The sequence below is a fragment of the Lactococcus sp. SK2-659 genome, from assembly GCF_020218185.2.
Taxonomy (GTDB): domain Bacteria; phylum Bacillota; class Bacilli; order Lactobacillales; family Streptococcaceae; genus Lactococcus; species Lactococcus lactis.
On the sequence record NZ_JAIWQZ020000002.1, the window covers coordinates 276,484 to 289,050 of the forward strand.

A 12,567-nucleotide genomic window follows, 5' to 3' on the forward strand; every position below is an offset into this window, starting at 1 on the left:
TCTAGGACAATTTCTTTACAAAAATAACGATAAAAATAGGTCAACAATTTTGCTTACTATCGTTCAAGAACGACTTTGATTTTTTCAGCATCGGTCTTTCTCAAAGAGAGAGAATAGCCTCGAAGCCTAAGTTCAAGAGGGTCGCCAAGTGGTGCTAATTTTTGCAGATGAACACTTGTTCCTCGCGTAATGCCCATGTCCATCAAGCGGCGCCTGATATCAGACGTTGCGTCAATCATACGAACGACACCAGTTTGGCCAACTTGCAAGTGAGCTAAACCAATGATATCCTCGCTAGAACGTTCTTCTTTTACAAAAATTTGCTCTAAAAATTCAGAACTTAAAGCAAGGCGAGTTTCATCAATTTTGACAATTGCATTCTCGCCATCAGTAGAAATTAGTGTTATTTTTTTATCGGAAATCATGCCTAAATCACGCAGTTTAGCTTGGTTTTTCCCAATAATTTTATGAATATAATAAATTTGCCCAATATGGGTATTGTTAAGAGTTTTCATTTTACCTCCCGGAATCAAATGATTACAGAAAATGTCAAGTACGTTTTACATTTATGATTATATCAAAATTTAAAGTACGATACAAGAATTTTCTGAAAAATAACAGTAACTTTTAATATTTAATAAATGGAGCTCCTAAAATCTTTAAGTACTTTCAATGGAAATCAATAGCGATTTTTGATAGGATGAATCATATCAGATGAGGACTTGTTTTTGACAAAAAATGCTTGTTGACAGCCTAATGTAAAGGTATCAAGCCCTTTGTCAACCAAGTTTACACTAGTGTCAAAAAGGTTGACAGTCAATGGTCACATGTAGGAAAGGAAAATTGCTGATGGAAAAAGAAGAACTTAAAAAGAAATTAAGCCCACTTGCTTATCGTGTTACCCAAGAAAATGGGACAGAGGCCCCTTTTGCTAATGAGTTTGATGATTTCTTTGAAAAAGGATTGTATGTTGATGTTGTGAGCGGTGAAGCCCTATTTACAAGTTTAGATAAATATCAATCAGGCTGCGGTTGGCCAGCCTTTACACAACCGATTGATAAAGGAGTTGTCAAAGAAAAACGAGATAAATCTCTATTTATGGAACGTACAGAAGTTCGTTCTAGTAATGCTGACAGTCATTTGGGTCATGTTTTTACTGACGGCCCCTTAGATAAGGGAGGTTTGCGTTATTGTATTAATTCTGCCGCTTTGCGTTTCGTTCCTTTTGACCAATTAGAAGCAGAGGGTTATGGAGAGTATATCAAATACTTTTCATAATTCTATACACTCAATAAAAAAGTTACTGACAGACATTTTAATTGATGAAAAATGCTTCTGTCAGTAACTTTTTATAAAGCAAAAGAAAAATTCTGATGTTTAACATCAGAATTTTTTTATTTCTATATTTTACTCAACTGAGAAGAGATATGGGTAAACCGGTTGTTTTCCTTCGTGGATTTCAACTTCAATTTCAGGATATTTTTTCTCAAGTTCTTTAGCAATTTTGTCAGCATTGGCTTTTTTGCCTTCTTCACCAATATAAATCGCCACAATCTCACTATCTTCATCAATCATTTGGTCAAAGACAGCAAAGATTGCATCATTCATTTTTCGTGTTGAAACAACAATTTTGTTATTCAACATTCCAAGTGTATCTTTTTTATGAATTTCGATACCATCGACATTTGTATCACGAATGGCTGTTGTTACTGAACCAGATTTAACATCAAGAAGTGCATCAGTCATAGCGGCTTTATTTTCTTCAATTGAACGTGTAGGGTCAAAGCTCAAGAGTGCTGTAAATCCTTGAGGAACAGTGGCAGATTCAATCACTTCAACAGGAATTTCAGCAACTTCAGCAGCAGATTTTGCAGCCATAAAGATATTCTTGTTATTAGGTAAGATAATTACTTTTTCTGCGTTAACAGCTTCAATAGCAGTCAAAATATCTTCTGTCGAAGGATTCATTGTTTGACCACCAGAAACAACATGATTAACACCCATTTCACGGAAAATATCAGCTAAACCTTCACCAGCAGCAATAGCAATTAAGCCCCAGTCTTTTTTAGAAGTAGAAGTTGAAACATTTGTTGATTTTGCTTCTTTTTCAGCGACACCTTCATTTTGCAGGCGCATATTGTCAACTTTAACTTTTACAAGACGTCCATATTTAAGTCCTTCTTGCATAACTAAACCAGGATCTTCTGTATGAACATGGACTTTAACGACTTCCTCATCATCAACAACAAGAAGTGAATTCCCAATTCCTGCAAGATAAGCTTGGAAGTTATCGTGGTCGTAACTTTCACGAGAAGTTGGACCTTTACCGAGTTCAACCATGATTTCTGTACAATAACCAAATTTGATGTCTGCTGTTGAAGCATTGGCAACACTTTCGTGTTCAACATTAACCATACGGTCCATTGCGCCAAGTTCGGCAACAGGTGTTTCTGGTACGAATTCACCATTAAGCGCCATTAAAAAGCCTTCATAGATATAAACCAAACCTTGACCACCAGAGTCAACAACTCCAACTTCTTTAAGAACTGGGAGCATATCAGGAGTCATGGCAAGTGCTTTTTTAGCCCCTTCAAGTGCTGCTTCCATAATTTCAACAGCGTCATCAGTTTCGTCAGTTTTGCGTTTTGCTAACTCAGCAGCACCACGAGAAACAGTTAAAATTGTTCCCTCAACAGGTTTCATAACTGCCTTATAGGCTACTTCGACCCCATTTTGAAGTGCAGCTGCAAGATGGATTCCATCAATTTCTTCGTAATCTTTAACATATTGAGCGAAACCACGGAAAAGTTGGCTTAAAATAACACCAGAATTTCCACGAGCCCCCATAAGAAGACCTTTTGAAAGAATTTGAGCCACTTGACCAACAGTATCAGCTGGTTTAGAAGCAACATCTTTTGCCCCATTTGTAATGGTCATGCCCATGTTTGTTCCTGTATCTCCATCGGGAACAGGGAAAACATTAAGCGAGTTAACATATTCGGCTTGTTCGTTCAAACGGCTTGCCGCTGCTTGAACCATTTCTTGAAATTTACTTGCATTAATATTTGACACTAATCTTCAACCACCTTCACATTTTGTACATATACGTTTACGCTACTGGCTGTGATGCCAAGTTGATTTTCGAGATTGAAACGAACACGTTCTTGAATATTTTTTGCAACTTCGCTAATTTTTACACCATAAGAAATGACAACATAAACATCGATAGAAGTTTCGTTGTCAGCAGTTGTAACGACAACTCCTTTAGAATAGTTTTCTTGACGCAAAACACTGCGAACATTATCTTTAACAGCAGATTTACTGGTCATGCCGACTACGCCGAAAATTTCAGTTGTAGATGCACCTACAACCGTTGCAATGACTTCGGTAGCAATATCGACATTCCCGTGTTGGTTGTTGATAGTAACACTCATTTTCATAGCTGTACCGTCGTCAATAATTTACAAACTTTTGTAAATAAAGAAAAATTGACTGACAAACGGCACTTTCCTCCATATTATTTAAATATCATTACTCATTTTATCATACTTTTATAAAATAAAACAGCTCTTTTGAACTGCTTTTTGAAATTTACCATTTGTCAGCGCTGACAGAGTTTGTTGTGACAATTTTATTTACTGACAGAGCTTGTTAGTAAATAAAAAACCCCGTCAGATGACAGGATATTTTTGTGTTTTGCAAAAAACAAAAATTATACGCGTTCTACGCCTGCTGGCAATTTCTTCAAAGCTTTAGCTGAAGCCCATACAGTTTTGAGTTCACCGTTTTCAAGAATTGTAACTTTTTGAAGATTTGGTTTAACTACACGTTTAGTTTGGTTCATCGCGTGTGAACGGTTGTTACTTGAAACAGTCTTACGACCAGTAAAATAACATTCTTTAGACATGATATTTACCTCCCATTAGATTTTTATGTGCTTAAAAACAACATACTTGTTAATTATAACATTTTTCAAATAAAAAAATCAAGCTTTTGACTATTTTTGGCTGTTTTTTTTCACGCTTTCTGATAAAATGAGATTATGGAAAATTTAATCGAAGAACTTACTGCAAAAAATAAAGAATACATTCATTCGGTAACGAAACAACTGATTTTAGTTGGGAAATCAGATGAAGAAGTTAAAGAAATCTTGAATGACATTCTTCCGCAAATTATTGAAGGTCAAAAATCAGGAATTATTGCTCGTAAATTATTGGGAGCGCCAACTGAATTTGTTGCTCAATATCAACCAAAAGTTGCTGACAGACCTGTCAGTGAAAAAAATGAAAATCCAGTTTTGATGTGGCTTGATAGTAGCCTACTCTTTTTAGGATTTATTTCTCTTTTAAATGGAGTAACCGCACTTATCACTTCTAAAGCTCCGGTTTATGGCTTGATTACAACAATCTTGTCAGCGGCAGTTGCTGGTTTGGTAATGTATATGATGTATCGTTACTTTTACCGTCCTAAAGCGGATAACAGTCGTAGAACTTGGAATTGGAAAGGTTTTGCAGCAACCACTCTGTCAGTTCTCCTTTGGATTGCGGTAACCATCTTCTCTGGCCTTTTGCCAACATCAGTTAATTTGCAACTTCCTGCAATTGCTTTAGTTATTGTTGGACTTGTAGCCTTTGGAGTTCGTTGGCTCTTGAAACGTCAATTTAACATTCAATCTGCCCTGGTTGCTCAACCAAGAAGATAAAAAAGGAAGTCTCTAATTTTAGAGATTTTTTTATTTATATAGGTAGAATCTTTTCATTAGTGTTTTAAAATAGTATCAGAAATGCCTATTTATCAACCTTTTATCCCCAAAATGACCACAGAGGGTTGTGTATTGAGAAACATTTTGTGTTATAATGTATATTGATTAATTATGATTATGGAGGTCCTTTGATGAAAGGGATTATTTTAGCAGGAGGGTCTGGAACACGACTTTACCCACTGACACGTGCTGCGTCAAAACAATTGATGCCTATTTACGATAAACCAATGATTTATTACCCATTGTCAACTTTGATGTTGGCTGGGATTAAAGACATTTTAATTATCTCGACACCAACAGATACTCCACGTTTTAAAGAATTACTTCAAGACGGTTCTGAGTTTGGGATTAATCTACAATATGCGGTACAACCATCACCAGATGGATTGGCTCAAGCATTTATTATTGGTGAAGAATTTATTGGTGATGATTCAGTTGCGCTTATTTTGGGTGATAATATTTATCACGGACCTGGAATGTCTAAAATGCTCCAAAATGCAGCTGCAAAAGAAAAAGGAGCCACTGTTTTTGGTTATCATGTTCCTGATCCAGAACGTTTTGGTGTCGTTGAATTTGATGAAAACATGAATGCTGTTTCTATTGAAGAAAAACCAGAAGAACCTAAATCAAATTATGCAGTAACTGGTTTATACTTCTACGATAATGATGTTATTGAAATTGCCAAAAACATTGAACCTTCACCTCGTGGAGAGCTTGAAATTACTGACGTAAATAAAGCTTATCTTGAACGTGGCGATTTGTCAGTTGAATTAATGGGCCGTGGCTTTGCTTGGTTAGATACTGGAACACATGAATCTCTCCTTGAAGCCGCACAATATATCGAAACAGTTCAACGGATGCAAAATATGCAAGTGGCAAACTTGGAAGAAATTGCTTATCGTATGGGTTATATTAAAGCTGACGATGTTCTTAAATTGGCTCAACCGCTTAAGAAAAATGAGTATGGTCAATACTTGCTTCGTTTGATTGGAAAAGACTAAAAAGTCATTATTAAAGTAAAGTTGTCAAAGTACAAGAAGGACAATCAATGCTAAAAAATATTTGGGAATGGTTTTTATGGTTTACTGGTGTGACTGACGCAGGTTGGTCAGCGTGGTGGGGCGGATTTTTCAGCTGTTTGCCACTTTTTGGTGTCTTTGCTGTTGTTTGGCGAAGACTAAAATGTCATGCACCAGGTTGTCATCGAATTGGACTTCATCGCACAGCTGATGGACTTTATGTTCTTTGTCGAAAACATCATCCAGATGTACCTAATAACCTAACGCTCGAACACATTCAAAAATCACACGTCAATGCAAAAGCGAAAAAAGATAAGTGACTGAATGAAGTTAGCGTTGTTCTTGAATAAACTTTGAAAATAGTGATTAGAAAGAAAAATATGACTGATAATTTTTTTGAAAAAACATTGGCTGCACGAGAAATCAGCCAAATTCCTGGAATGTTAGAATTTGATATCCCAGTTCACGGTGATAATCGTGGATGGTTTAAAGAAAATTTCCAAAAAGAAAAAATGATGCCACTTGGCTTTCCAGAAAGCTTCTTTGCCGAAGAAAAATTACAAAACAATGTAAGTTTTTCTCGTAAAAATGTTTTGCGTGGTCTCCACGCTGAACCTTGGGATAAGTATATTTCTGTCGCTGATGGCGGAAGTGTTTTAGGCGCATGGGTTGATTTACGTGAAGGAGAAAATTTCGGTCATGTTTATCAAACTGTGATTGATGCAAGTAAAGGAATTTTTGTTCCACGTGGTGTGGCTAATGGATTCCAAGTTTTGTCTGACACAGTTTCTTATAGCTATTTAGTTAATGATTACTGGGCACTTGAACTTAAACCTAAATACGCTTTTGTGAATTATGCTGACCCAACTTTGGGAATTAAGTGGGAAGATGTTGAAAATGCTGAAGTTTCTGAAGCTGATAAAAATCATCCATTATTAAAAGATGTAAAAGCTTTGAAGGCTGATGAACTCTAATGTTTGCTTTACATTTACGAACTAAAAAACGTTTAGAATTTTGGCAAGTTGAAAAAAATATTGACAGACCGAGCTGGGCCAATCAGGCATTTACTGACGGGGGCTTTTCTTGGAATGATAAATCGCTGTCAGTAAAAAATGTCGGTGGTTTACTCAAAATGACAGTTCCTATTGGCGATTATTTGGTCTTCAATGGAAAATATTTAAAAGCTGTGCCAAAAGCAAAATTTGTCAGAGAATATCGAGTGGATTAATTTTCAAGATTTACTAATAAATAATCAAAAAAGGAAAAAACATGACTGAATTTAAAAATATCGTTGTGACAGGTGGAGCAGGATTTATCGGCTCAAACTTTGTACACTATGTTTATAACAATCATCCAGACGTGCATATCACAGTTTTGGATAAATTAACTTATGCAGGAAATGTTAATAACATTAACATGTTATTTGACAGTGGACGTGTCGAACTTGTTGTTGGCGACATTGCAGACCCTGAAATTGTTGATCAAGTGGCTTCTAAAGCAGACGCAATTGTTCACTATGCAGCTGAAAGCCATAATGATAATTCTTTGAAATCTCAAGATGAATTTATCCAAACAAACTTTATCGGAACTTATACGTTGATTCAAGCGGCTCGTAAATATGATTTACGTTTCCACCATGTTTCTACTGATGAAGTTTATGGTGATTTGCCTTATCGTGAAGATTTGCCAGGTCATGGCGAAGGTGAAGGTGAAAAATTTACTGACAAAACACCTTACAATCCATCAAGCCCTTACTCTTCAACTAAAGCGGCTTCTGATTTGATTGTTCGTGCTTGGGTACGTTCATTTGGGCTTAAAGCAACAATTTCAAACTGCTCAAATAACTACGGACCTTTCCAACACATCGAAAAATTTATTCCTCGTCAAATTACTAATATTCTTTCAGGAATCAAACCAAAACTTTACGGTGATGGTAAAAATGTTCGTGACTGGATTCATACAGAAGACCATTCATCAGGTGTTTGGACAATTTTGACTAAGGGTCGTATGGGCGAAACTTATCTTATCGGTGCAGACGGTGAAAAAAATAACAAAGAAGTTCTTGAAGATATTTTGACTCGTATGGGTAAAGATAAAGACGATTATGACCGTGTAACTGACCGTGCTGGTCATGACCTTCGTTACGCGATTGATAATAGTAAATTACGTACAGAACTTGGTTGGGCTCCAAAACATACTGACTTTGAATCTGGTTTGCAAGCAACCATCGACTGGTATCGTGAAAACGAAAACTGGTGGAAAGCTGAAAAAGAAGCTGTTGAAGCAAAATATGCTGAAACACAAAAAGTTTTGGATAAATAATTTTTCTGTCAGTAAATAGGTACGGGAAAGTGTGGAAATATGATTAATCATATTGGTGGTTTTGCTGTTAAAGACATTGAACGCTCTATTCAATTTTATGAATCTGTGCTTGCTCCTTTGGGTTATAAACTTCATCATCGCTCCGAAAAATCAGCAAATTTTTCGGACAGTATTTCAACAGATCCTTTTGGTGATTTTGCAATTTATGAAGGACAACCTTTTTCTTTCCATTTAGCTTTCCAAGCCAAAAGTAATCAAGAAGTAGATGATTTTAACGAAGTGGCCATAAAGCTTGGAGCTAAAGGATATGGCAAGCCAGGCTATCACAAACATTTTCATGAAAATTATTATGCGGCTTTTATTTATGACCCCGATGGTTATGCTATAGAAGCAGTTTGCCATAATAATCAACCGCACTAGGATTTAACATTTTGAATGACAAATCTCTCAGTAGAAAAATTAAAGATTGGAGAACAAATGATTTTAATAACAGGTGGAAATGGACAACTTGGAACAGAGTTGCGTCATTTACTTGATGAACGTGGCATAGCTTATACAGCAACAGATGCTAAAGAACTCGATATTACTGACGGCGTCGCTGTTGATAAATTCTTTGATGAAAATAAACCTGAACTTGTCTATCATTGTGCGGCTTATACAGCTGTTGATAAAGCTGAAGACGAAGGTCGTGAACTTGATGAAAAAATCAATGTTGATGGAACTAAAAATGTAGCCGAAGCGGCAGCACGTGTTGGGGCAACACTTGTTTATATTTCAACTGACTATGTTTTTGGCGGAACTTTGCCAATTGGCCAAGAGTGGCCGGTTGATGCACCAAAAGCTCCTGAATCTGAATATGGACGGACGAAACATCTTGGTGAAGAAGCAGTTGTGGCTTCTGGTGTAAAACATTACATCATCCGTACTGCTTGGGTCTTTGGTTCTTATGGCCCAAACTTTGTCTTCACAATGCAAAACTTGGCGACACGTTTTCCAGAATTAACTGTTGTTAATGATCAACACGGCAGACCAACTTGGACACGTACACTTGCTGAATTTATGGTTTATTTGGTTAATGAAAAAGCTGATTTTGGTTTTTATCATCTAACAAACGATGCTGCGCCTGGTGAAGATGTGACTTGGTTTGATTTTGCCAAAGAAATCTTGAAAGACACAGATGTGCTTGTTAAACCTGTGGATTCAAGCAAATTCCCGGCAAAAGCAAAACGTCCATTTAATTCAACAATGAGTCTTGAAAAAGCAAAAGCGACAGGTTTTGTCATTCCAACATGGCAAGAAGCTTTAGCAAGTATGCTTGAAAAAGGCGATTTGCGTGAAAATAAAGATGGCGTAAAAGGCGAAATTAACAAAAAATAATGACTCTGTCATTAAAATAAACTAATTGAAAATTCTGTCAGCGACCTGCAAAAGCTCGTCAGTACTGACAGAATTCTCATTTTGAGAGGCTGAAATAATCACTAAATAAATTTTAGTGAGTAAAAGGAACAACATGAAAAAACACGTTTTTATCATTGGTAGCCGTGGCTTACCAGCGAAATATGGAGGGTTTGAAACATTTGTTGAAGAACTCGTCAAACATCAAAATAATAAAAATATAAAATATCATGTAGCTTGTCAAAGTGAGAATTCAGACATGGCACTACCTGGAGAACATTTTGAGTATCTTGGAGCAGATTGTTTTGTAATTAAGTTACCCAAAATTGGTTCAGCACGTGTGATTGCTTATGATATTTTAGCCATTAATGCGGCACTTAAATATTGTAAAAAAGAAGAAATCAAAGCGCCTATTTTTTATATTCTTGGGAATACGGCAGGTGGATTTATTGGCCATTATGCTAATAAAATCCATAAACTTGGGGGGAAATTATTTGTCAATCCTGATGGATTGGAATGGAAAAGAACCAAGTGGGCAGCACCAATTCGTTCTTATTTGAAATTTGCTGAGAAAAAAATGGTGCGATATGCTGATTTGATTATTTCAGATAACGCAGGAATTAAAGAATATTTAACAAGTGAATATGGACAAGTTGAATCAGAAGTGATTGCTTATGGAACAGAAAAGTTCAAGTCCGATTTGACAGAATCAGAAACTCTGGTAAAATATAAAGTTAATGATTATTATTTGATTGTAGGACGTTTTGTGCCTGAAAATAATTATGAAACGCTAATTAGAGCCTTCATAAAAAGTTCAACAAAACGAGACCTTGTGATTATTACTAATCACGAAGGCAATGCTTACTTCAAAGAATTGCGCGAAAAAACGCAATTCGACAAGGATTCACGAATTAAATTTGTTGGAACAGTCTATAATCAAAACGAATTGAGATATATTCGTGAACATGCCTTTGCTTATTTACATGGTCATGAGGTAGGGGGAACAAATCCTGGATTGCTTGAGGCCATGTGGTCAACAGCGGTCAATGTTGTTTTAGGAGTCAATTTCAACCGGACGACAGCAGGCGATTCCGTCATTTATTTTGACAAGGAAAATTTACTGACAACTTTGTCAGAAGTTGAAAATTTGACCCCAGATGAAGGTCAAAGATTACACGAAAAAGCTCAGGCAATTATCGAAGAAAAATATACTTGGGAGCATATTTGTGCTCAATATGAGGACCTTTTCGCTCCAAAGTTTACTGATGAGTCTGAGCCTTTAAGAAAAATGGAGAACCTAGCCAGAGGCGGAGATGAGAGTTAATATTTTAATGTCAACCTACAACGGCGAGAAGTTCGTCGCTGATCAGATTGAGAGTATTCAAAAACAAACTTATACTGACTGGAATTTAATCATTCGTGACGATGGTTCAATTGATAGAACCTGCAAAATTGTTGATGATTTTGTCAGTAAAGACAACAGAATTAAATTAATTCGAGCTGAAAATGTTGGGGTGATTAAATCCTTTCATGAGCTTGTGACAGATAATAACAATGCTGACTTCTATTTTTTTGCTGACCAAGATGACTATTGGTTGCCAGAAAAGCTGTCAGTAATGTTAGAAGAAACTAAAAAACATGATAATAGTAAACCGGTCATGTATTATACGGATTTGAAAGTTACTGACAGAAACCTTAATGTGACTTCGGAATCTATGATACGCAGTCAGTCTGAGCATGCAAATACAAAACTTGTTCAAGAATTGACCGAAAATACGGTCACAGGTGGAGCGAGTATGATTAATCATGAGCTTGCACAACTTTGGCAAAGCACAAATGATATTATTATGCATGATTGGTATTTGGCAATTGTAGCAGCTGCACTCGGTGAGTTGGTTTATATTGACCAACCTACTCATCTTTATCGTCAGCACGATTCTAATGTTTTGGGAGCAAGAACCCTCTCAAAACGGATAAAAAAATGGATACACCCAAACTTATGGTTTGAAAAATATTGGTGGCTCATTACAGCCAGTCAAAAACAAGCTCAAAAATTACTGACAGAAAATTTGTCACTAATGTCGGAAGCTGATAGAGCACTTGTCAGTGATTATGTCAATATTTTAAAACAACCCAAAGCAGAGCGTCGACAAATTCTTGATCGATACAATTTACGTAAAAATAAAAATTATCATACAAGAATCTTTCGCACACTTATCATCACAAAATTTGCATACAAAGGAAAAAACAAATGAATTTCTTCAGCCGTAGAAATCAAATTCTACTTAAAGAGTTAATTAAAACTGACTTTAAACTTCGTTACCAAGGAAGCGTCATAGGTTACCTATGGTCTATCTTAAAACCCCTTTTACTTTTCTTGATTCTCTATCTCGTCTTCGTAAGATTCATGCGTTTTGGGGAAGCAATTCCTCACTTTGCTGTTGCTCTGTTACTCGGGATTACAATCTGGAATTTCTTTAGTGAAGCAACAAATATGGGAATGCTCTCAATTGTCAGCCGTGGAGATTTATTGCGAAAAGTTAACTTTTCAAAACCTGTCCTCATCTTCTCAGTTGTTGCCAACGCTTTTATTAATTTAATGATTTCTTTAGTTGTCGTTATTATCTTTGCTTTAATTAATGGGGTACAAATGAGCTGGACAGTAATATTCGCCGTTCCTTTACTTCTAGAATTAATCATCTTCACGATGGGAATTGCCTTTATCCTTTCAACCCTTTTTGTTTATTTCCGTGATTTAGGACCAATTTGGGAAGTAGTAATGCAAGCAGCTTTCTACGGAACACCAATTATCTATCCAGTAACACAAATCTCAACTTCACATCTTGAAATTGCCAAAATATTGATGCTTAATCCAATGGCTCAAATTGTTCAAGATATGCGTTATATTTTAACTTTTAGTAACAATGCCAATCCAACACTATGGCAAATGTGGCACAATCCTTTTGTAATTATCATTCCATATATCTTACCGATTCTTGTATTCGGACTTGGACTTTGGATATTTACTAAAAACTCTAAGAAATTCGCAGAAGTTATTTAATTAAGGAG

16 protein-coding genes are annotated in these 12,567 nt (G+C 36.1%); 12 read left to right on the forward strand and 4 right to left on the reverse strand.

Annotation, left to right across the window (positions count from 1 at the left end; genetic code table 11):
* Positions 1 to 56 precede the first annotated feature (56 nt).
* Positions 57 to 515, reverse strand: coding sequence for a ferrous iron transport protein A (locus LDP15_RS08505; RefSeq protein ID WP_003129762.1), 459 nt, complete (start codon positions 513 to 515; stop codon positions 57 to 59).
* Positions 516 to 849: 334 nt separating this feature from the next.
* Here LDP15_RS08505 and msrB point away from each other — a divergent pair, with 334 nt between their 5' ends.
* The gene (gene msrB, locus LDP15_RS08510) at positions 850 to 1,278 is read left to right on the forward strand and encodes a peptide-methionine (R)-S-oxide reductase MsrB (protein ID WP_058202898.1); all 429 of its coding nucleotides are present in this window, start codon (positions 850 to 852) and stop codon (positions 1,276 to 1,278) included.
* Positions 1,279 to 1,407: 129 nt separating this feature from the next.
* Here the strand turns inward: msrB and LDP15_RS08515 are convergent, their stop codons facing one another.
* From LDP15_RS08515 to rpmB, 3 genes are all read right to left on the reverse strand, one after another.
* The gene (locus LDP15_RS08515; protein ID WP_029344729.1) at positions 1,408 to 3,072 is read right to left on the reverse strand and encodes a DAK2 domain-containing protein; all 1,665 of its coding nucleotides are present in this window, start codon (positions 3,070 to 3,072) and stop codon (positions 1,408 to 1,410) included.
* A complete protein-coding gene (locus LDP15_RS08520; protein ID WP_025016601.1) occupies positions 3,072 to 3,434 on the reverse strand; it encodes an Asp23/Gls24 family envelope stress response protein in 363 nt (120 codons plus the stop codon). Before LDP15_RS08520 ends, LDP15_RS08515 begins: the two co-directional genes overlap by 1 nt.
* Before the next feature lie 278 nt (positions 3,435 to 3,712).
* Positions 3,713 to 3,907 carry a 50S ribosomal protein L28 gene (gene rpmB, locus LDP15_RS08525; RefSeq protein ID WP_003129776.1) on the reverse strand — a complete coding sequence of 65 codons (195 nt, stop codon included), beginning with the start codon at positions 3,905 to 3,907 and terminating at the stop codon, positions 3,713 to 3,715.
* A gap of 135 nt (positions 3,908 to 4,042) precedes the next feature.
* On the opposite strand from rpmB, the gene LDP15_RS08530 reads away from it, so the two are divergent.
* The 11 genes from LDP15_RS08530 (at position 4,043) to LDP15_RS08580 (ending at position 12,559) form a co-directional block, all read left to right on the forward strand.
* A complete protein-coding gene (locus tag LDP15_RS08530) occupies positions 4,043 to 4,702 on the forward strand; it encodes a DUF1129 domain-containing protein (RefSeq protein ID WP_012897029.1) in 660 nt (219 codons plus the stop codon).
* A 191-nt stretch (positions 4,703 to 4,893) separates the two neighbouring features.
* Positions 4,894 to 5,763, forward strand: a complete 870-nt coding sequence (rfbA, locus tag LDP15_RS08535; protein ID WP_225513368.1) for a glucose-1-phosphate thymidylyltransferase RfbA — start codon at positions 4,894 to 4,896, stop codon at positions 5,761 to 5,763.
* A 47-nt stretch (positions 5,764 to 5,810) separates the two neighbouring features.
* Positions 5,811 to 6,101 carry a hypothetical protein gene (locus tag LDP15_RS08540; protein ID WP_003129779.1) on the forward strand — a complete coding sequence of 97 codons (291 nt, stop codon included), beginning with the start codon at positions 5,811 to 5,813 and terminating at the stop codon, positions 6,099 to 6,101.
* Positions 6,102 to 6,161: 60 nt separating this feature from the next.
* Positions 6,162 to 6,755, forward strand: a complete 594-nt coding sequence (locus LDP15_RS08545) for a dTDP-4-dehydrorhamnose 3,5-epimerase family protein (protein WP_010905193.1) — start codon at positions 6,162 to 6,164, stop codon at positions 6,753 to 6,755.
* Positions 6,755 to 7,009 (forward strand): hypothetical protein, encoded by a 255-nt coding sequence (locus tag LDP15_RS08550; protein WP_058219077.1) that lies wholly within the window; start codon positions 6,755 to 6,757, stop codon positions 7,007 to 7,009. Before LDP15_RS08545 ends, LDP15_RS08550 begins: the two co-directional genes overlap by 1 nt.
* Positions 7,010 to 7,050: 41 nt before the next feature.
* On the forward strand, positions 7,051 to 8,103 hold the full coding sequence (rfbB, locus tag LDP15_RS08555; protein ID WP_023190041.1) for a dTDP-glucose 4,6-dehydratase: 1,053 nt from the start codon (positions 7,051 to 7,053) through the stop codon (positions 8,101 to 8,103).
* A gap of 39 nt (positions 8,104 to 8,142) precedes the next feature.
* Positions 8,143 to 8,523 (forward strand): VOC family protein, encoded by a 381-nt coding sequence (locus tag LDP15_RS08560; RefSeq protein ID WP_058219078.1) that lies wholly within the window; start codon positions 8,143 to 8,145, stop codon positions 8,521 to 8,523.
* A gap of 57 nt (positions 8,524 to 8,580) precedes the next feature.
* The gene (gene rfbD / locus LDP15_RS08565; protein WP_025016599.1) at positions 8,581 to 9,480 is read left to right on the forward strand and encodes a dTDP-4-dehydrorhamnose reductase; all 900 of its coding nucleotides are present in this window, start codon (positions 8,581 to 8,583) and stop codon (positions 9,478 to 9,480) included.
* Positions 9,481 to 9,613: 133 nt separating this feature from the next.
* The gene (gene cps2T, locus LDP15_RS08570; protein WP_225513369.1) at positions 9,614 to 10,822 is read left to right on the forward strand and encodes a beta 1-4 rhamnosyltransferase Cps2T; all 1,209 of its coding nucleotides are present in this window, start codon (positions 9,614 to 9,616) and stop codon (positions 10,820 to 10,822) included.
* Positions 10,812 to 11,753, forward strand: a complete 942-nt coding sequence (locus LDP15_RS08575) for a glycosyltransferase family 2 protein (RefSeq protein ID WP_058219079.1) — start codon at positions 10,812 to 10,814, stop codon at positions 11,751 to 11,753. The genes cps2T and LDP15_RS08575 overlap by 11 nt, the downstream gene beginning before the upstream one ends.
* Positions 11,750 to 12,559, forward strand: a complete 810-nt coding sequence (locus tag LDP15_RS08580) for an ABC transporter permease (RefSeq protein ID WP_011675426.1) — start codon at positions 11,750 to 11,752, stop codon at positions 12,557 to 12,559. The genes LDP15_RS08575 and LDP15_RS08580 overlap by 4 nt, the downstream gene beginning before the upstream one ends.
* Positions 12,560 to 12,567 lie beyond the last annotated feature (8 nt).

Excerpts from the sequence above, each read along its gene's own strand:
- LDP15_RS08505 (WP_003129762.1), bottom strand. The coding sequence starts at position 515 with ATGAAAACTCTTAACAATACCCATATTGGGCAAATTTATTATATTCAT.
- msrB (WP_058202898.1), top strand. The coding sequence starts at position 850 with ATGGAAAAAGAAGAACTTAAAAAGAAATTAAGCCCACTTGCTTATCGT.
- LDP15_RS08520 (WP_025016601.1), bottom strand. The coding sequence starts at position 3,434 with ATGAGTGTTACTATCAACAACCAACACGGGAATGTCGATATTGCTACC.
- rpmB (WP_003129776.1), bottom strand. The coding sequence starts at position 3,907 with ATGTCTAAAGAATGTTATTTTACTGGTCGTAAGACTGTTTCAAGTAAC.
- LDP15_RS08530 (WP_012897029.1), top strand. The coding sequence starts at position 4,043 with ATGGAAAATTTAATCGAAGAACTTACTGCAAAAAATAAAGAATACATT.
- rfbA (WP_225513368.1), top strand. The coding sequence starts at position 4,894 with ATGAAAGGGATTATTTTAGCAGGAGGGTCTGGAACACGACTTTACCCA.
- LDP15_RS08540 (WP_003129779.1), top strand. The coding sequence starts at position 5,811 with ATGCTAAAAAATATTTGGGAATGGTTTTTATGGTTTACTGGTGTGACT.
- LDP15_RS08545 (WP_010905193.1), top strand. The coding sequence starts at position 6,162 with ATGACTGATAATTTTTTTGAAAAAACATTGGCTGCACGAGAAATCAGC.
- LDP15_RS08550 (WP_058219077.1), top strand. The coding sequence starts at position 6,755 with ATGTTTGCTTTACATTTACGAACTAAAAAACGTTTAGAATTTTGGCAA.
- rfbB (WP_023190041.1), top strand. The coding sequence starts at position 7,051 with ATGACTGAATTTAAAAATATCGTTGTGACAGGTGGAGCAGGATTTATC.
- LDP15_RS08560 (WP_058219078.1), top strand. The coding sequence starts at position 8,143 with ATGATTAATCATATTGGTGGTTTTGCTGTTAAAGACATTGAACGCTCT.
- rfbD (WP_025016599.1), top strand. The coding sequence starts at position 8,581 with ATGATTTTAATAACAGGTGGAAATGGACAACTTGGAACAGAGTTGCGT.
- cps2T (WP_225513369.1), top strand. The coding sequence starts at position 9,614 with ATGAAAAAACACGTTTTTATCATTGGTAGCCGTGGCTTACCAGCGAAA.
- LDP15_RS08575 (WP_058219079.1), top strand. The coding sequence starts at position 10,812 with ATGAGAGTTAATATTTTAATGTCAACCTACAACGGCGAGAAGTTCGTC.
- LDP15_RS08580 (WP_011675426.1), top strand. The coding sequence starts at position 11,750 with ATGAATTTCTTCAGCCGTAGAAATCAAATTCTACTTAAAGAGTTAATT.